This window comes from Bradyrhizobium sp. 1200_D9_N1_1, from assembly GCF_052075915.1.
Classification (GTDB): domain Bacteria; phylum Pseudomonadota; class Alphaproteobacteria; order Rhizobiales; family Xanthobacteraceae; genus Bradyrhizobium; species Bradyrhizobium diazoefficiens.
In genome coordinates, this window is the sequence record NZ_CP197226.1 from 3389959 (window position 1) to 3409091 (window position 19133).

Annotated in this window: 15 protein-coding genes; 12 read left to right on the forward strand and 3 right to left on the reverse strand. The window is 65.4% G+C overall.

What is annotated here, in order from left to right:
* Positions 1-122 precede the first annotated feature (122 nt).
* From rfaD to AB5K84_RS16260, 5 genes are all read left to right on the forward strand, one after another.
* On the forward strand, positions 123-1103 hold the full coding sequence (gene rfaD, locus AB5K84_RS16240; protein WP_110116670.1) for an ADP-glyceromanno-heptose 6-epimerase: 981 nt from the start codon (positions 123-125) through the stop codon (positions 1101-1103).
* A gap of 12 nt (positions 1104-1115) precedes the next feature.
* A complete protein-coding gene (gene rfaE1, locus AB5K84_RS16245) occupies positions 1116-2600 on the forward strand; it encodes a D-glycero-beta-D-manno-heptose-7-phosphate kinase (RefSeq protein WP_110116669.1) in 1485 nt (494 codons plus the stop codon).
* A complete protein-coding gene (locus AB5K84_RS16250; RefSeq protein WP_110116668.1) occupies positions 2597-3883 on the forward strand; it encodes an O-antigen ligase family protein in 1287 nt (428 codons plus the stop codon). The genes rfaE1 and AB5K84_RS16250 overlap by 4 nt, the downstream gene beginning before the upstream one ends.
* An 85-nt stretch (positions 3884-3968) precedes the next feature.
* Positions 3969-5882 carry a nucleoside-diphosphate sugar epimerase/dehydratase gene (locus AB5K84_RS16255; protein WP_162603655.1) on the forward strand — a complete coding sequence of 638 codons (1914 nt, stop codon included), beginning with the start codon at positions 3969-3971 and terminating at the stop codon, positions 5880-5882.
* A 452-nt stretch (positions 5883-6334) separates the two neighbouring features.
* Entirely contained in the window at positions 6335-6544 is a 210-nt protein-coding gene (locus AB5K84_RS16260) for a hypothetical protein (protein ID WP_244651815.1), read from the forward strand.
* Here the strand turns inward: AB5K84_RS16260 and AB5K84_RS16265 are convergent.
* Both AB5K84_RS16265 and AB5K84_RS16270 read right to left on the reverse strand, forming a co-directional pair.
* Entirely contained in the window at positions 6532-7551 is a 1020-nt protein-coding gene (locus tag AB5K84_RS16265; protein WP_110116666.1) for an MraY family glycosyltransferase, read from the reverse strand. The genes AB5K84_RS16260 and AB5K84_RS16265 overlap by 13 nt on opposite strands.
* A complete protein-coding gene (locus AB5K84_RS16270; RefSeq protein ID WP_110116665.1) occupies positions 7548-8507 on the reverse strand; it encodes a lysylphosphatidylglycerol synthase transmembrane domain-containing protein in 960 nt (319 codons plus the stop codon). The genes AB5K84_RS16265 and AB5K84_RS16270 overlap by 4 nt, the downstream gene beginning before the upstream one ends.
* 221 nt (positions 8508-8728) lie before the next feature.
* On the opposite strand from AB5K84_RS16270, the gene AB5K84_RS16275 reads away from it, so the two are divergent.
* From AB5K84_RS16275 to murJ, 5 genes are all read left to right on the forward strand, one after another.
* Complete coding sequence (locus tag AB5K84_RS16275) at positions 8729-9718, forward strand: SDR family NAD(P)-dependent oxidoreductase (RefSeq protein ID WP_110116664.1); 990 nt, start codon at positions 8729-8731, stop codon at positions 9716-9718.
* Between the two features lie 7 nt (positions 9719-9725).
* The gene (locus tag AB5K84_RS16280) at positions 9726-11138 is read left to right on the forward strand and encodes a mannose-1-phosphate guanylyltransferase/mannose-6-phosphate isomerase (RefSeq protein ID WP_028173221.1); all 1413 of its coding nucleotides are present in this window, start codon (positions 9726-9728) and stop codon (positions 11136-11138) included.
* Positions 11139-11323: 185 nt separating this feature from the next.
* Positions 11324-12328 (forward strand): Gfo/Idh/MocA family protein, encoded by a 1005-nt coding sequence (locus tag AB5K84_RS16285; protein WP_028173222.1) that lies wholly within the window; start codon positions 11324-11326, stop codon positions 12326-12328.
* A 51-nt stretch (positions 12329-12379) separates the two neighbouring features.
* Positions 12380-13531: a DegT/DnrJ/EryC1/StrS family aminotransferase gene (locus AB5K84_RS16290; RefSeq protein ID WP_038967037.1), complete on the forward strand. Its 1152-nt coding sequence runs from the start codon at positions 12380-12382 to the stop codon at positions 13529-13531.
* 187 nt (positions 13532-13718) lie between these two features.
* Complete coding sequence (murJ, locus tag AB5K84_RS16295) at positions 13719-15248, forward strand: murein biosynthesis integral membrane protein MurJ (RefSeq protein WP_011088657.1); 1530 nt, start codon at positions 13719-13721, stop codon at positions 15246-15248.
* A gap of 133 nt (positions 15249-15381) precedes the next feature.
* Here the strand turns inward: murJ and AB5K84_RS16300 are convergent, their stop codons facing one another.
* On the reverse strand, positions 15382-15894 hold the full coding sequence (locus tag AB5K84_RS16300; protein WP_011088656.1) for a hypothetical protein: 513 nt from the start codon (positions 15892-15894) through the stop codon (positions 15382-15384).
* Positions 15895-16240: 346 nt separating this feature from the next.
* On the opposite strand from AB5K84_RS16300, the gene AB5K84_RS16305 reads away from it, so the two are divergent.
* Both AB5K84_RS16305 and AB5K84_RS16310 read left to right on the forward strand, forming a co-directional pair.
* On the forward strand, positions 16241-16516 hold the full coding sequence (locus tag AB5K84_RS16305) for a DUF1127 domain-containing protein (protein WP_038967038.1): 276 nt from the start codon (positions 16241-16243) through the stop codon (positions 16514-16516).
* 232 nt (positions 16517-16748) lie between these two features.
* On the forward strand, positions 16749-19058 hold the full coding sequence (locus AB5K84_RS16310; protein ID WP_110116663.1) for a xanthine dehydrogenase family protein molybdopterin-binding subunit: 2310 nt from the start codon (positions 16749-16751) through the stop codon (positions 19056-19058).
* Positions 19059-19133 lie beyond the last annotated feature (75 nt).

Below are 19133 nucleotides of genomic sequence, written 5' to 3' on the forward strand. Positions count from 1 at the left end.
CGGTTAGCCGCTCCGGGCCGGTAGGTAAAGCCGGGAGAGCGCTGGTCCCAAAATGCTTACACTTTGGCAAATGATGCGCTACGGCAGGGATCGGGCCGCAAACATCGGGCAGGGTAGTTGGAATGTTGCTGGTGACCGGCGGAGCCGGTTTTATCGGGTCGAATGTCGTGGCTGCGTTGAACGACGCCGGCCGCAGCGACGTCGCCGTCTGTGATTTCCTCGGTACCGACGGCAAGTGGCGCAATCTCGCCAAGCGCCAGCTTGTGGATATCGTCCCCCCGGCCGAGCTGCCCGACTGGCTGAAGGGCCGCAGGCTCGACGCCGTGATCCATCTCGGGGCGATTTCCGCGACCACCGCGACCGACGGCGACCTCGTGTTCGAAACCAATTTCCGCCTCTCCATGCGCCTGCTCGACTGGTGCACGGCGAATGCGGTGCCGCTGATCTACGCCTCCTCGGCCGCCACCTATGGCGACGGCGAGGCAGGCTTTGACGACGACGCGTCGGTCCCTGCGCTGAAAAAACTGCGGCCGATGAATCTCTACGGCTGGAGCAAGCACATGTTCGATCTCGCTGTTGCCGAGCGCGTCGCGCGCGGCGAGAAGCTCCCGCCGCAATGGGCCGGCCTGAAATTCTTCAACGTGTTCGGCCCCAACGAGTACCACAAGGGCTCGATGATGAGCGTGCTGGCGCGGCGCTTCGACGACGTCAAGGCGGGCCGCGTCGTGCAATTGTTCAAGTCGCATCGCGAAGGCATTGCCGACGGCGACCAGCGCCGCGATTTCATCTATGTCGACGACGTCGTGCGCGTCATCATGTGGCTGCTGGCAACGCCCTCGGTGTCCGGGCTGTTCAACGTCGGCACCGGCAAGGCGCGCAGCTTCAGGGATCTGATGCTGGCTGCCTATGCGGCGCTCGGGGCGAGGCCCAACATCGAATATATCGACATGCCCGAACAGATCCGCAACAACTATCAATACTTCACCCAGAGCGAGGTCGATCGCCTCTGCCGCGCCGGCTATAACGGCGGCTTCACGACGCTCGAGGATGCGGTGAAGGCCTATGTCGGGGATTATCTCGACCGGCCCGACCGCTTCCGCTGAGGCTCCAGGATCATGCCGACGCCCATTCTCGATTTCGACGCCCTCGCGCAAACGATCTCAGGCCGCACGGTGCTCTGTATCGGCGACATCATGCTGGACGAGTTCGTCTATGGCGAGGTGTCGCGGATCTCGCCTGAAGCGCCGACGCCGGTCATCGTTGCCCAGCGCAGCGAGATCCATATCGGCGGCGCCGGCAACGTCGCGCGCAATGTCGCCTCGCTCGGTGCGCGCTGCATCTTCGTCGGCCTCGTCGGCGAGGACGATGCGGGCAAGCGGCTCGCGGCTGCGCTTGCCGACCAGGCTGCCATCGAAAGCGTGCTGGTGTGCGACCCGTCGCGGCCGACCACGCGAAAAGTCCGCTTCGTTTCCGAGCATTTCTCCACCCACATGCTGCGCGCGGATTGGGAGCAGGCGCAGCCTGCTTCCGACGAGGTCGAGGCGAAGCTGATCGAGGCGATCCTGCCGCAGATCGCGCGCGCCGACATCGTGCTGCTGTCCGACTACGCCAAGGGCGTGCTGACGGCGCGGGTGATCCGCCACACCATCGACGCCGCACGAAAGCTCGGCAAGCCGGTGATCGTCGATCCCAAGAGCCTGAACTGGGCGATCTATCGCGGCGCGACGCTGCTCACGCCCAATCGCAAGGAATTTGCCGAAGCCACCCGCAGCCGCGCCGACACGCCGCAGAGCATCGTCGATGCCAGCGAGGACGTGATGCGGCTCGCCGATTGCGAGGCGATCCTGGTCACGCAAGGCGAGCACGGCATGACGCTGGTGCCGCGCAACGGCGCGGCCGTTCACGTTCCGGCCGTCCCGGTGAAGGTGCGCGACGTCTCCGGCGCCGGTGACACCGTCGCCGCCGCGCTCGCGGTCTCGCTCGCGGCGGGCGCGGACTGGGACACGGCGCTGCGCGTGGCCAATGCCGCCGCTTCCGTCGCCGTCAGCAAGCTGGGCACCGCCATTGTGAGCACGGCCGAGCTGCGGCGAAAGATCCTGCCGCACGCCTATCTCGCGGCCGAGGAGAAGATCGTGCTCGAGCCGGCGGCGCTCGACGCGCAGCTCGCGGAATGGCGCACGCAGGGCTTGCGGGTCGGTTTCACCAATGGCTGCTTCGACATCCTGCATCCCGGCCACGTCAAGGTGCTGACCGCGGCGCGCGGCGCCTGCGACCGCCTGGTCGTTGGCCTCAACAGCGACGCCTCGGTGCGGCGGCTGAAGGGCGCCGACCGTCCGGTCCAGGACGAGCGCGCCCGTGCCGAGGTGCTGGCCGCGCTCGAAGCGGTCGATCTCGTCGTCATCTTCGAGGAGGACACGCCGATCGACCTGATCACCCGGATCAAGCCCGCTGCACTGGTGAAGGGCGGCGACTACACCCGCGAGCAGGTGGTCGGCCATGAGGTCGTCGAGGCCGCCGGCGGGGTGGTCGTGCTGGTCGACATCCTCCAGGGTTTCAGCACCACGGCGCTGGTGCATCGCGCCCGGGGAGGGACGAAGTGACGGCACTTGCCCGCGAGACGGCGAGCCAGATGCTGTGGCGGCGCCTGCGCAGCCCGGCGGCCTGGAGCGAGACCGTCGATCTGTTCGCCATCCTCACCGCGGCCTCGCTGCCCTGGTCGACGTCGCTTGCGGGCATCTTCAACGCCCTGATGCTGCTGTGCATGGTGCCGTTCTTCGACGTCCGTGCGTTCGTGCAATCGCTCAAGCGTCCGATCTGCGTTGCGCCGATCGCGCTGGTTCTGCTCGCGCTGGTGGGAACGCTGTGGTCGGACGCGGCCTGGGGCGCGCGTTTCTATGCTGTCAATCCGACCGTCAAGCTGCTCGTGCTTCCGGTCCTGCTCTATCATTTCGAGCGCTCGCGGCGCGGACAATGGGTGTTCATCGCTTTCCTGGTGTCTTGCGGGTTGTTGTCGGTGATGTCGTGGCTGGTCGTTTTCTACCCGAGCCTCGCGCTAAAGACCGACCCCATGGAGCGCGGCATCTTCGTCAAGAACTACATCGACCAGAGCCAGGAATTCACGCTTTGCGCGGTGGCGCTTGCCTATCCGATCGTGATGCTGCTGCGCCAGAAGCGCTACTGGTTCGCCGGGCTGCTCGCGGCGCTGGCGCTGAGCTTCTTCGTCAACATGGCCTTCGTGGTGGTGTCGCGCACCGCGCTCGTCACCGTTCCGATCATGGTCGGCGTATTCGCGCTGCTTCACCTGAAGGGGCGCGGCATCGCGATCATCCCCGCCATCCTGCTCGCCAGCGCCGTTCTCGCCTGGCAGGCCTCGACGCAATTGCGCAAGACCGCCGACAGGTTTGCCGACGAGTACACGCGCTATGTTGAGAAGGGCGAGCCGACCTCGGCGGGCTTGCGGCTCGAGTTCTGGCGCAAATCTCTCGGCTTCTTCGTTGAGGCGCCGATCGTGGGACACGGCACGGGTTCAACGCGCGGATTGTTCGAGCGCGCCGCGACACCCAGCGGACAGTACCTGGCTTCCGCAGAGGTGATCGGCAATCCGCACAACCAGACGCTGAACGTCGCCGTGCAATGGGGTGTCATCGGCGTCGTCGTCCTCTACGCGATCTGGATCCTCCATCTTCTCCTGTTTCGTGGCGACGGGCTTGCCAGCTGGGTCGGCCTGCTCGTCGTCGTGCAGAATATCTTCACCTCGCTGTTCAACTCCCATCTGTTCGACTTCCACGAGGGCTGGATGTACGTCATCGGCGTCGGGGTCGCCGCCGGCATGGTGATCCGGGCTCAACCGCCAGCCGCAAATGTAGGAGAAGCTGGTTCCTGAACGGCCCGGGCGGCTGGCAAGTCTTGTCGAGATGAGCTATCAGCGCGGTCAGGTTGCACCTAACGGGATATTCATCGGTCGGCGGATGACGCGTCTTTCGCATCTCACCTTGCGCAATTTCCTGATCGCGCTCCACGACCTGCTGGCGACCACCGCGGCGCTGTTCGCAGCATTCTACCTGCGCTTCGAGGGCGGCGATGGCTTCTACGACCGCCTGCCGCTGCTGTTCCAGATCCTGCCCTATTTCCTCGCCTTCAGCGTGGTCGTCTTCTTCGTCTTCAACCTGACCACGACGAAATGGCGCTTCATCTCGCTGCCCGACGCGCTGAACATCATCCGCGTCGCGAGCGTGCTGACGGTTGCCCTCCTGGTGCTCGACTACATCTTCGTCGCCCCCAATGTGCGCGGTGCCTTCTTCCTCGGCAAGGTGACGATCGTCCTCTACTGGTTCCTTGAGATCTCCTTCCTCAGCGCGTTGCGCGTGACTTACCGCTACTTCCGCTATACGCGGGTGCGGCGCCACGCGAGGACCCAGGATACCGCGCCGACGCTGCTGATCGGCCGCGCTGCGGATGCCGAGGTGCTGCTCCGCGGCATCGAGAGCGGAGCGACCAAGCGGATCTGGCCGGTCGGCATGCTGTCGCCGTCAAGCTCGGATCGCGGGCAGCTCATCCGCAACGTTCCGGTGCTGGGCGGCATCGATGATATCGAGGACGTCATCGGCGACTTTGCCAAGCGCAACAAGGCAATTGCGCGCCTCGTCATGATGCCGTCGGCGTTCGAGCCGGAGGCGCACCCGGAATCGATCCTGATGCGGGCGCGCAAGTTAGGGGTGATCGTCAACCGCATGCCGTCGCTGGAGAGCGGCGATACGCCGCGCCTCACCGCCGTCGCGGTCGAGGACCTGCTGCTGCGGCCGAGCGAGACAATCGACTATGCGCGGCTCGAAGCCCTGATCAGGGGCAAGGCAGTGATCGTCACCGGCGGCGGCGGGTCGATCGGTTCCGAGATCTGCGAGCGCGTCGTCGCGTTCGGCGCCGCGCGCCTCCTGATCGTTGAAAATTCCGAGCCGGCGCTCTACGCGGTGACGGAGGCGCTGGCCGTGCAGGGCTCGGCTGCCGCGATCGAAGGGCGCATAGCCGACATCCGCGACCGCGAGCGCATCATGCGCCTGATGGCCGAGTTCAAGCCGGACATCGTGTTTCACGCCGCAGCGCTCAAGCACGTGCCGATCCTGGAGCGCGACTGGAGCGAGGGCGTCAAGACCAACATCTTCGGCTCGATCAACGTTGCCGATGCCGCGCACAACGCCGGCGCCGAAGCCATGGTGATGATCTCGACCGACAAGGCGATCGAGCCGGTGTCGATGCTCGGCCTGACCAAGCGCTTCGCCGAGATGTACTGCCAGGCGCTCGACCATGATCTCGCCGCAGGCAGCGGCGGCGCCAAGCCGCCGATGCGGCTTATCTCGGTCCGGTTCGGCAATGTGCTCGCGTCGAACGGGTCAGTGGTGCCGAAGTTCAAGGCCCAGATCGAGGCCGGCGGCCCCGTGACGGTGACGCATCCCGACATGGTCCGCTACTTCATGACCATCCGCGAGGCCTGCGATCTCGTCATTACGGCGGCGGCGCACGCGTTCGGAACGCAGCGTTCGGACGTCTCGGTCTACGTGCTCAACATGGGTCAGCCGGTGAAGATCGTCGATCTCGCCGAGCGCATGATCCGTCTCTCCGGCCTCCAACCCGGCTACGACATCGAGATCGTATTCACGGGCATGCGGCCCGGCGAGCGCCTGCACGAGATCCTGTTCGCCTCCGAGGAGCCGACCCGCGAGATCGGCGTCGCCGGCATCATGGCCGCGCAGCCGAACGAGCCGCCGATGCAGACGCTGCGTAAGTGGATTGCGGCGCTCGAGCAGGCGATCGCGCGCGACGATCGCGCCACCATCAGGACCATCCTGAAGGATGCAGTTCCGGAATTCGGGTCCACCGCTGCCTGACCATATAGTTGGCAGCATTGTTGCCGCCTTACCTTAGCACAACCGCGGCGCTAGCGCGCGAGGGCTGGTCGGTCCGCCGTGCCGTGCTCAGCCCGGAAGGGGAGCGTCGACGAGGTCGTGATCAAATCGACCGGTCCTGAAACCCATTGGCAGACCGCACTCGAAGGCGTCGACGCAGTCGCCGCGCACGTGCATCACAAGCGGGAGAAGCACTCGGTCCAGCTCTATCCGCAACATCAACATTGCCGGCACGCTGCACCCGACTCGCTGCGCGGCGATGGCCGGCGTCCGCCAGTTCATCTTCATCAGCACGGTGCTCGTGCACGGCCGTAGCAATGACGGCTGCACCCCATTCAGCGAGAAGACATTGTGACGCCGCGCGGTCTCTACGGCATGTCCAAGGCCACGCCGAGGCGGGCTTGAGGACGCTAGCGCGCCAACGACATGAGATCTTGGGAATCAGGCCGCCGCTGATCTATGGCGCAGACGCCAAGGGCAATTTCGCGCTGCTAACGCGCGCGGTGAGCCTGGAACTGCGGCTGCCCTTTGCCGCGATTCGCAATCACCGCGCCTTCCCGGCCGTGCAGAACTTGTCCGGCTGGGAGCCGCAGGTCTCCCTCGACGGGGGCTTGCAGCTCGCGCTGTCGGCTCAGGACGCCTGAGGGTGGGAGAAGCGCCGCAGGACGAAGCCGACGGCGATCGCGCCTGCGAGCAGGCAGGCGATCGTGACCGTGATCGAACCGGCGCGAACGGTGAGGATCGCCAGCAGTGCCAGCACGAGATTGAGCGCGAACACCTCGCCGACCACCCGCCGGACCTTGAAGCCATGGTCGGTCGCGCGCTGGTAAAAGTGCGAGCGGTGCGCCGACCAGAATTGTTCGCGGCGGACGATGCGGCGAAACAGCGTGATGGTGGCATCCGCGAGGTAATAGGCCGGCAGCAGCAGCGCCGCGACCGGCTGCCCGTGCCAGGCGAGCTCCAGCAGGCACCAGCCGAGCAGAAGGCCGATCGGCAGGCTGCCGACATCGCCGAGAAACACCTTGGCGACGGGACGATTGAACGGCGCAAAGCCGAGCGTTGCGCCGCACAGGGTGGTGGCGAGCAGGGCGGCGGGCCAGGACAGGTCGCCGAGCCATCCCAGCAGCAGCAGCGCCGCGGTGATCGGCACCACTTCCACGACCGTCATCAGGTCGAGCCCGTCCATGAAATTGACGAGGTTCACGAACCAGATTCCGGCGAGCAGGACGAGGCCGCGCTCCAGCGCGAGCGGCAGCGCCGGGACGATGCGCGCCGTTTCGGGCGCGGTGAACACGACGGCTCCGACGGCGGCGGCTTGCAGCACGAGCCGAACCAGCACCGGCAGCGAGACGATGTCGTCGGCAAATCCCACCAGGGCGATCAGGACCGTCGCAGCGATCAGCGCCGGCGGGATCGCGACATTTGCCCAGGCTGCCCAGGCCGATGCGACCAGCAGCGTCGCTGATATCACCGCGATGCCCGCGCCCTGCGGAGTCGGAACGCGATGCGAGGACCGCGCGTTCGGCCGCGCCAGTGCGTAGCGCTGGAGCAGGGGACGGCTGGTCCAGGTGATGACGGCCGACACCAGCGCGGCGATCGCAACGGCAAGCAGCGAGGGGACGGCGGCGAGCGTATCGGCGGCCGGGTTCACTCCGGCACTCCGATCGGAGCCGACCCTTGCGCGGCTTTCTCCGCGCTGACGATCCAGACCAGGCCGCCGATCGCGCCGACGATGAAATACACGGCGCCGAACAGCAGCGAGACGTTGACGCCCTCGCTTGCGGCCAGTCCCGCGAAGCCAAACGCCAGGCCCATCGTGGCTTCACGCAGGCCCCAGCCGGCGATCGAGATCGGCATCATCGTGATCAGCATCACCGGCGGCACGAGCAGGAAGACGTCGCTGAAGCGGACCGGAGCGGCGATCGACTGCACGACGCACCAGGCGACGACGGCGGCGAGCCCATGCACGGTCAGCGACAGGATCGCAACGATCGGTCCGCGCCTGCGGCTGAAGATCACGCGGTTCGCGATCACCGCGCAGGCGTGGATGTGGTGGGTGGCCCACCACCTCTTCAGCCATTGCCATTTCAGCGCGCCGAAGACCAGGAAGCCGAGGCCGCCCGCGAGCGCGGCAAGGTCGACGAGCAGCAATGCCGAGCGTCCGTGCGGATCGGTGATGAGGGTGTAGCTCCACGGCAGGCTCGCGACGATGAGGATCGCGAGTGCGACGAGGCCGATCGCGCGATCGACGAAGATGGAGTAGGTGGCCGCTCGCCATCCGGCGCCGGCGCGCGCGACCAGCCACAGCCGGACCGCATCGCCGCCGATCGCGGACGGCAGGGTTTGGTTGAAGAAGGATCCGATCACGTTGTAGCGCATGGCCCGGCCGAGCTCGAGCGGCGCACCGCATTCGGCGCTGATCTGGCGCCAGCGCAGCACGCCGACGAAGATTTGCAGGAACGTGACGGCGATCGCGATGCCGATCCAGAACAGGCTGGTTACGGTGAAGCGCGACAAAAGTTCGGACAGATCGACCTTGCGCAGCGCCAGGTAGAGCAGCGCTGCGGAAATCAGGATCTTGGCCGTCGACAGCAGGATTCGGCGCATCTCGCCCGCATGAACAGGGTTTGCGAAGATTTGAGGCAACCCGACGCGAGGCGCCGAATTAGGCCGCTTTGGTATGGTCTTGGCGCCGATCTTGCAATAGCGGTTATCATGAGCGGTTATCGCGACCCGTCATGGCGGGCGGCGGGGCTATTGCGACCCCCTCGATGCGGCGGCTAAAGAAGCGCCGCAGGTGATCGAGCTAGGGATCCCTTGGGAACAGGATGATGGATCAGGCGATTTTGGTCACGGGTGCCGCCGGCTTCATCGGCTTTCACGTCGCCCGGCAGCTGCTCGCCGAAGGTCGGCCCGTGATCGGGCTCGACAATCTCAACAGCTATTACGACCCGGCGCTGAAGCAGGCGCGGCTCGAGCTGTTGCGCAGCGATTCCCGCTTCTCGTTCGTCAAGGCCGATCTGGCCGACCGCGAGACCATTGCGGCGTTGTTTGGACAACACGCGTTTGCCAAGGTCGTGCATCTGGCCGCCCAGGCCGGCGTGCGCTACTCGATCGAGCATCCGCAGGCTTACGCCGATTCCAATCTCCAGGGCTTTCTCAACGTGCTGGAGGGCTGCCGCAACAACGGCTGTCGTCATCTGGTCTACGCCTCGTCATCCTCCGTTTACGGCGCCAACACAAAACTGCCATTTGCCGTGCAGGACCGGACCGATCATCCGGTGAGCTTCTACGCCGCGACCAAGAAGGCCAACGAAGTGATGGCGCAGTCCTACAGCCATCTCTACCGGCTGCCGGTCACGGCCTTGCGATTCTTTACCATATACGGCCCGTGGGGACGGCCCGATATGGCCATGTTTCTGTTCGTGAACGCCATCATGGCGGGGATGCCGATCCGGCTCTTTAACCATGGCAGGATGCGACGCGACTTCACCTATATTGACGACGTAACCCGTGTCGTGTCCAAGCTGATCGATCGGGTGCCCGCCGATGACCCGGCTGCCGCAAATGCGCCGTCTAAGGTCTACAATGTCGGCAACCACCGCCCCGAGGAGCTGATGCATGTCGTCGGACTTCTGGAGCAGGAGCTGGGTCGGACGGCGATCAAAGAATTGCTGCCGATGCAGCCGGGAGACGTTTTGGAAACGTTCGCGGATGTCGAGGACCTGATGCGCGACACCGGCTTTGCACCGTCAACGCCGATCGAGCACGGGGTTCGTAATTTTGTCACCTGGTATCGGGACTACTTCAAGGTTTGAGATGACGATGGACAAACGCATTATCCCCCTGATCATGTGCGGCGGTGCCGGCACGCGGCTGTGGCCGGCCTCGCGCGAGGTGCGCCCCAAGCAGTTCCTGCCGCTGTTCGGTTCGCGCTCGACCTTCCAGGACACGCTGCTGCGCGTCTCGGACGCCTCGCTGTTCGATCGTCCGATCGTCATCACCAATGCGTCCTATCGCTTCATGGTGCTGGAGCAGCTCGCCGAGATCGGCATCGAGGCCGACGTGATCCTCGAGCCGATGCGCCGCGACTCCGGCCCTGCGATCGCCGCCGGCGCGGTGTTCGCGCAGAACCGCGCCAGTGAAGCGATCGTGCTCGCGCTCGCCGCCGACCACGTGGTGCAGGACAAGGCCGCCTTCGTCGCGGCCTGCCGCGAAGGCCTCACCGCCGCGAGCGCCGGGCGCATCGTCACCTTCGGCGTCAAGCCGGAGCGGCCGGCGACCGAATACGGCTATATCAGCCTGGGCGAGGTGATCTCCGGTGAGGTGCACGCAGTCGCACGCTTCGTCGAGAAGCCGGACGCGGTGAAGGCGGCCGACTACGTCAATTCGGGCTACCTGTGGAACAGCGGCAACTTCATGTTCCCGGCGACCGTCCTGCTCGACGAATACCGCAAGGTCGATGCGGCGAGCGTGGAGGCGGTCTCCAATGCGGTCACCAACGCCGGCCGCGATCTCGGCTTCGTGACGCTGGAGCCCGAGGCGTTCGGTTCGGCGAAGGCGATCTCGATCGACTACGCGGTGATGGAGAAGACCTCGCGCGCGGCCGTCGTGCCGGTGTCATGCGGCTGGTCCGACGTCGGCTCGTGGCACGCGGTGTGGGAATTGTCGGAGAAGGACGCGCAGGGCAACGCCGCGCACGGCGCCGCCGTGTTCGAGGATTCGCGCAACTGCAACGTCACCACCGATTCCGCGCTGGTCGCGCTCGAAGGCGTCGACGATCTCGTCGTGGTCGCGACCGCCGATGCGGTCCTGGTCTCGCGCCAGAAGGATGCCAACGGCCTGAAGCGCCTAGTGACCAAGCTCAAGGCGGTCGCGCCGAAGGTCACCGAGGAGCATCTCAAGGTGCACCGGCCCTGGGGCAGCTACCAGTCGGTGGACAATGGCGAGCGTCACCAGGTCAAGCGCATCGTGGTCAAGCCCGGCGGGCGGCTGTCGCTGCAGAAGCACCATCACCGTGCCGAGCACTGGATCGTGGTTCGCGGCGCGGCGCGGGTCACCGTCAACGAGACCGTGAAGACGGTGCACGAGAACGAGTCGATCTACATCCCGATGGGCGCGGTGCACCGGATGGAGAATCCCGGTAAAATCATGCTGGAACTCATCGAGGTCCAGACCGGCAGCTATCTCGGGGAAGACGACATCATCCGGATTGAAGACGACTATCAAAGGTCGTAACCAGCAGGCTCCGAATCACGCGACCCGGGCCGAAAGAGCAGTATCTTTCAGCGGCTTAAGGCCCGGGGAACGTGTAACTTTTTGAATCAAATCGTGTCCGGGCCGGAAGCTCTGCATTCGCCACAAATGTGGCGCCCGTGCTAGAAGCGGCCCGGGGATTTGCGGTTGAATCGGGGTTTGCTCAGATGAGTTCCAAAGGGTCAGCACCTGCCAAAGCAGGCTTGCGCGTCGGTGTCGTGGGCGCGGGCGTGATGGGCAGCAACCATGCGCGCGTGCTCGCGGGTCTTCCCGGCGTCACCCTCGTCGGCGTGGTCGATCCCTCGCCGACGCACCTGACGCGCACCACCGAGCTTGCCAACTGCCAGGGCTTCGAGACGCTCGACCAGCTCCTGGCCGCCGGCGTCGATGCCGTCACCATCGCAGCGCCCACCCATCTGCATCACGAGGTTGCGCTCGCCTGCATCGCCAAGAACATCCACGTACTGGTCGAGAAGCCGATCGCCTCCACGGTCGCCGAAGGCCGCGAGATCGTCGCCGCCGCGCAAAAGGCTGGCGTCACGCTGATGGTCGGCCATGTCGAGCGCTTCAATCCGGCGGTCGCCGCGGTCAAGCAGGCGATCGCGGGCGAGGACATCCTCTCGATCGCGATCACCCGCGTCGGTCCGTTCCCGCCGCGCATGTCCAATGTCGGCGTCGTCATCGACCTCGCCGTGCACGACATCGACCTGATCCGCTGGTTCACCGAATCCGACATCGTTGAGGTGCAGCCGCAATTGTCGAGCGCGGTCGCCGAGCGCGAGGACATCGCGCTGCTCCAGTTCCGCACCGCCAACGGCGTGCTCGCCCACATCAACACCAACTGGCTGACGCCGTTCAAGGCACGCAGCGTCACGGTCGCGACCCGCGGCAAATACGTGATGGGCGATCTGTTGACGCGCCAGGTCACCGAGTGCTTCGGCTTCAAGCCCGACGGCAGCTACTCGATGCGGCATCTGCCTGTCGGCCATGACGAGCCGCTGCGCGCCGAGCTGATCGCGTTCCTCAAGGCCGTACGCCACGGCGAGACGCCGGCGGTCACGGGCGATGAGGGCGTTGCCAGCCTCGAGATCGCCACGCAGTGCCTGGAGACGCCGTCGCGTCCCGCCGCGACGTCGCCCGCCCGCAAGGGTCCGCGCCGCGTCGCCGGCTGATCTCCATCCATGTCGGCTTCCCAAACTTCGCAAGACAATCAGCAAGGCGCCATGAACCAGCATCTGCGGTCCGAACCCATTCCCTTCATCGACGTCGGCTCGCAGCGCCGCCGGCTCGGCGCCTCGCTCGATGCGGCCGTCAAGCGCGTGCTCGACCATTGCCAGTTCGTCAACGGCCCTGAGGTCGCCGAGCTCGAGAAGCAGCTCGCGGCCTATTGCGGCGCCAAGCACGTCATCGGCTGCGCCAGCGGCACCGACGCGATCCTGATGGTGATGATGGCGAAGAATGTCGGGCCCGGCGATGCCGTGCTGTGTCCGTCCTTCACCTTCATCGCGACCGCCTCACCGGTGGCGCGGACCGGCGCGACGCCTGTTTATGTCGACGTGGACGAGGCGACCTTCAACATGAGCCCGGAATCGCTCAAGCGCGGCATCGCGTCCGCCCGCAAGGCCGGCCTCAAGCCGGCAGCGGTCATTCCGGTCGACCTGTTCGGCCAGCCCGCCGATCACGACGCCATCGCCGAGATCGCAAAGGCCGAAGGCCTGTTCGTGCTCGACGACGCCGCCCAGGGGTTTGGCGCGAGCTACAAGGGCCGCAAGCTCGGCACCCTTGCGCTTGCTACCGCCACCAGCTTCTTCCCCGCAAAACCGCTCGGCTGCTTTGGCGACGGCGGCGCGATCTTCACCGATGACGACGAACTCGCGGCGACGCTGCGCAGCATCCGCGTGCACGGGCAGGGCATCGACAAATACGACAACGTCCGTCTTGGCCTCACCGGCCGGCTCGACACCATGCAGGCTGCGGTCCTGATCGAGAAGCTGAAGATTTTTGACGACGAGATCGCTGCTCGCAACCGGGTTGCCGAACGCTATGAGCGCGGGCTCAGCAACGTGGTCACCGTGCCGCGCCTTAGCCCCGGCAACACCTCGGTCTGGGCGCAGTACACCATCCGCCTGCCCGAGGGGACCGACCGTGACGGCTTTGCCGCGGCGCTGAAGGCCCAGGGCGTGCCGACCGCGATCTATTACGGCAAGTCGATGCATCAGCAGACCGCCTACAAGCAGTATCCGGTCGCCGAGGGCGGGTTGCCGGGTTGCGAGAGCCTGTCGCAGGACGTCATCAGCCTGCCGATGCACGCCTACCTGACCGAAGCCGACCAGGAGCGAATCATCGCCGCCGTGCGCGGGGCGATTGCGGGTTGATCTTGGTTCACCTCTCCCGCTCGCGGGAGAGGTCGGCGCGAAGCGCCGGGTGAGGGTTCTCTCCTCTGGGGGAGTCTTTCTTGTTGAGACACCCTCTCCCCAACCCTCCCCCGCGAGCGGGGGAGGGAGCAGACCGTCCCCGCGGTTTGCACCTAGACCTGATCTCGCCATGCTCTAAAACAGACGCATGCTCGGACGCATCTTCACGGTCGGTGGTTACACGCTGCTTTCGCGGCTGACGGGATTTGCCCGCGACATCATGCTCGCGGCGATCCTCGGCGCCGGCCCGGTGGCCGACGCCTTTTTCGTGGCGCTGCGGTTGCCGAACCATTTCCGCGCGATCTTCGCCGAGGGCGCGTTCAACGCCGCCTGGGTGCCGGCCTATGCGCATGTCCATGGCGAGCGCGGGGAGGGGGCGGCCAAATTGTTCGCCGACCGCATCTTCACGCTGCTCTTGGCTTCGCAAGTCGTGCTGCTCATCGCCGCCTGGCTGTTCATGCCGCAGGCCATGAGCATTTTGGCGCCCGGCTTCAGTGAGGATGCCGAGCAGCGCAAGCTTGCGATCGAGCTGACCCGGATCACCTTTCCCTATCTGCTGCTGATCACGCTGGTGACGCTCTATGGCGGCATGCTCAACGTGATGCAGCGCTTTGCCAGCGCCGCGGCCGCGTCGATCTTCCTCAACGTCGCGATGATGATGACGCTGGCAGTTGCCGTCTGGTTTCCGACCGCGGGCCACGCCGCGGCCTGGGGCGTCCTGATCTCGGGCTTCCTGCAATATTTCCTGCTCGCCGGCGATCTCGCCCGCCATGGCGGCCTGCCGCGCTTTGCGCCCTTGAAGCTCGACGAAGACGTCCGCGGCTTCTTCAAGGCGCTGGGGCCTGCGACGCTGGGCTCGATGGGCACGCAGGTCGCGCTGTTTGCCGACACCATCATCGCGACCTTCCTGCCCGCGGGCGCGCTGTCGGCGCTGTATTATGCCGACCGTCTCAACCAGCTGCCGATCGGCGTCATCGGCATCGCCATCGGCACGGTGCTGCTGCCGGAGATGTCGCGGCGCATCACCGCCAACGACCATGACGGCGCGATGAAGGCGCAACGCCGCGCGTTCGACTTCACGCTGCTGTTCTCGATCCCGTTCGTCGCGGCCTTCCTCACCGTGCCCGACGAGATCATGCGCGCGCTGTTCGCCCGCGGCGCGTTCTCGAAGGCCGATGCGGTTGCCGCAGGCAGCACGCTCGCCGCCTACGCCATCGGCCTGATCCCCTTCGTGCTGATCCGCAGCGCGGTCGCGACTTTCTACGCGCGCAAGGACACCGCGACGCCGGTGCGGGCGTCGCTGACCGGCATCGCCGTCAACGTCGCGCTGAAGCTCGCCCTGATGGGATCGCTCGCCCAGATCGGCCTCGCGCTGGCGACCGCCGTCGGCGTCTGGACCAATCTCTTGCTGGTGCTGTTCTTCGCCGTGCGGCGTGGCTTTCTGGTGCTGGACCGCGCGTGGCTGCTGTCGCTCGCGAAGTTCCTGCTGACCGGATTGATCCTCGCCGCAGCCTTCTGGCTGATCGCGCGCTTCAGCCCGGCCGCTCTTGCCTCCGTGCATGCCTTCCGGGACGAAGCGACGTTGGCTCTGCTCGCCGTCGGAGGCACGATCGTCTACGCGCTCGCGATCCTCATCCTGTTCGGCCGCAAGTGGCTGATGTCGCTGGTGCGCGGCTAGGCGAGATCGGTAGGTTCGTCCGCTCCGCCTGTAAGGGCAGACCTGCGGCAAGCCAGAGTGCGCGTCGACTGCGGAGCCATAAGCGGGCATCAGTGACTGAGCAGCCGAAGCTGAGCCTTTACGGGAGATTGGTTCAAAGACCGCGAGCCGCATGAAGCCATTCGCGACGATTCCAATTGGCGCTGCGGCAGCCGATTGGAGCGCAATAGTATCGATTGTCGTCTGTTTGAACCAAGCAGATCAGGACTTTGCCCAAGAGCAAATGATATCTCGCTCGCGACTCAATGATGTCTAGAACCCCATGAGCAAAGTCGCGGTCAATCGAGACGAGCCCGTGAAAGCCTTCTAGAGCAAGAACGCTTCGACCAGTATTGGCGAATGGATACTCCCCGAAGCCATCATTCAGCGCGTCTAGGTTGCCTCGCCATGGACCGTAGCCGAATTGCTCCCTCCAATGGAGCACCTCCGATAGCTGCATAAGAAAGTTCGGCAGACCATTGTCGCAAGCAACCTCGGCAACTTCATAACCCAGTTGCCTTAGGTCTTCTTTTGCTGCGCCGAGAACGGCCGGATTCCAAAATAACGTAACAGCTCCGTTTTGCAGAAAATCCCAATCGGCTCGATCCATATCTGCGTCAGTGAACATCGCGCCACCGTATCAATCGTTCCGGCTCATTTCCATCTGGCAATGCCGAGGCGGTCAAGAGAGTGCCGCACAGCCTCCGAAAGTGGCAGCGCGAAGGGCTCGCCTCCAGGATGCAGACAGCCTCCGCACATCCCTTGATTTTATGCGATTGCCGTGGTAGTGTCGCCTCATGATCAAATCAGTGCGCAACACCAACTCGATGCACATGACCCGCTTCGGCTGGGCCGTGGGAGGAGTCGCGCGCTAGGAATTCGACGACGACATCTTTTCCACCAGGCCCCGCCGGCATCGGACGGGGCCTTTTGTTTGGCCACGCTCCCTGCCGGCACAACAGCAGGAGCGTCCCATGCCACCGCAACAGACTAACATCACCTCCGAGACGGGGGGTGATGCCGCGAGGCTTCGCCTCGACCCCTCTGCCGTCTTGAGCCTGCTCAAGCGCTACTGTCGCGCGTTTTGGGAGCAGTCCCGGAGCCGACGGGTTGCCTTGCACGACCTGAGCGACAGGGAGCTGATGGATATCGGCCTGACGCGCGGCGAGATCGACTACTTCACGTCCGCAAGGGCTCTCGACAAGCTGAGAGATCGCGCGATGGATCCGTGGCGGCGCGGTGGGATGTAGCTAAGTCAAAGGGCTTGGTGGGCTGCGTCTTCGCGACCGATCCTTCGGGGGCGCCCGCTTTTGGCGGGCTCTTCAGGGTGAGGCCTTGTTTCGCGGCGCAATCTGGACGCCATGGTGACGGGGGCGCGACGCTTTCGCCGCCTGCGACCCATGTGCCTGTCTAAACCCATTTGCCTTGCCACTTTTTCCACGGCAATATGCCGGCAAAACAACCATGAGAACGGGATAAAAAATGGCTGCTCCCATCAAGTTCGGCGTTGGCCAAAGTGTGCTGCGCAAGGAGGATGACGCGCTCATCCGCGGCAAGGGCCGCTATACCGACGATTACGCGCCGCAGGCTGCGCTCCGCTGCTTGATGCTGCGCTCGCCGCACGCGCATGCTAAATACACCATCGATGCGAGCCGCGCCCGTACGCTGCCCGGCGTCGCACTGATCCTGACCGCCGCCGACGTTGGGGATCTCGGCAATCTGCCCTGCCTGTTCAATCTCGAGACCGATCCCTTCACCGGCCCGCCATACCCGATCCTCGCGAAGGATGAAGTGCGCCATGTCGGCGATTCCATCGCCTTCGTGGTCGCCGAGACCATCGACCAGGCCCGCGACGCGATCGAGGCGATCGAGGTCAAATGGAGCCCGCTGCCGGCGGTGACCGGCGTCGTCAACGCCGTGAAGAAGGGCGCGCCGCAGGTCTGGCCGGACAAGGCCGGCAACGTGCTGTTCGATGTTTCGATTGGTGACAAAGCCGCGACCGAAGCTGCCTTTGCCAAGGCGCATGCGGTCGCCGAGATCGCCATCGTCAATCCGCGCGTGGTCGCAAGCTTCATGGAGACGCGCGCGGCGGTCTGCGAATATGACGCCAAGCGCGACCATCTGACGCTGACGGTCGGCAGCCAGGGCAGCCATCGTCTGCGCGACATCCTCTGCCAGAACGTGCTGAACATCCCGACCGAGAAGATGCGGGTGATCTGCCCCGACGTCGGCGGCGGCTTCGGCACAAAACTGTTTCCGTACCGCGAATACGCCCTGATGGCGGTTGCCGCGCGGCAACTGAAGAAGGCGGTGAAATGGGCAGCCGACCGCTCCGAGCATTTCATGGGCGACGCGCAGGGCCGCGACAACGTCACCACCGCGAAGATGGCGCTGACTGAAGACGGCAAGTTCCTCGCCATGGATTGCGACTTGATGGGCGACATGGGCGCGTATCTGTCGACCTTCGGGCCCTATATCCCGCATGGCGGCGCCGGCATGCTGCCGGGGCTCTACGACATCCAGGCCTTCCACTGCCGGGTGCGCACCATCTTCACCCACAGCGTGCCGGTCGACGCCTATCGCGGCGCGGGCCGGCCCGAGGCGGCCTATGTGATCGAGCGCCTCGTCGATGCCTGCGCCCGCAAGCTCGACATGACGCCGGACGCCATCCGCCGCAAGAACTTCATCCAGCCAAAGGCGCTGCCGTACAAGACGGCCACGGGCAAGGTCTATGATTCCGGCGACTTCGCCGCGCATCTCAAGCGCGCCATGGAGATCGCCGAGTGGAAGGAGTTTCCCAAGCGCGCCAAGGCGGCCAAGAAGCAGGGGCTCATTCGCGGCATCGGCCTTGCGAGCTATGTCGAGATTTGCGGCGTGATGGGTGAGGAGACGGCCAACGTCCGCCTCGATCCCAATGGCGACGTCACCGTCCTGATCGGCACGCAGTCGAGCGGACAGGGGCACCAGACCGCCTATGCGCAGATCGTCGCCGAGCAGTTCGGCGTGGCGCCGGAGCGCGTCCACGTCCGTCAGGGCGATACCGACGAGATCGCGACCGGTCTCGGCACCGGCGGCTCGGCTTCGATCCCGTCAGGCGGCGTCAGCGTCGAGCGCGCCACGCGCGAGCTCGGGCAGAAGCTGAAGGAGATCGCGGCGCAGGCGCTGGAAGCCAGCGCCGGCGACCTCGAGATATCGGAGGGCGTGCTGCGCATCGCCGGCACCGACCGTTCGATCTCGTTCGCCGATCTCGCCAAGCGGCCGGGCGCCGATCCGTCGAAGCTGAACGGCAGCGCCACCTTCGCCAGCGCCGACGGCACCTATCCCAACGGCACCCATGTCGCGGAGGTCGAGATCGATCCGGCGACCGGCATCATCAAGATCGTCAACTACGTGATCGTCGACGATTTCGGCAAGACGCTCAACCCGCTGCTGCTCGCCGGGCAGGTGCATGGCGGCGCCATGCAGGGCATCGGCCAGGCCTTGATGGAGCAGGTGGTCTACGGCGCCGGTGACGGCCAGCTGATCACCGCGACGTTCATGGACTACGCGCTGCCGCGGGCGGCTGATGGTCCGGACTTCGTGTTCGAGACCGCCAACGTTCCATGCAAGACCAATCCCATGGGCGTGAAGGGGGCGGGCGAGGCCGGCGCGATCGGCTCCTGTCCGGCCGTCGTCAACGCCATCGTCGACGGGCTCTGGCGCGAGTACAAGATCGACCACATCGACATGCCGGCGACCCCGGAACGGGTGTGGATCGCCATCAGCGAGCACCGTCGCCGTCACAGCCTGTAAGCCACAATCCTGCCGCGCGGGAATAAACGCCCCGCGCGGGGTTCTATCCATGGATGGATCGCGACTCCCGTGAAG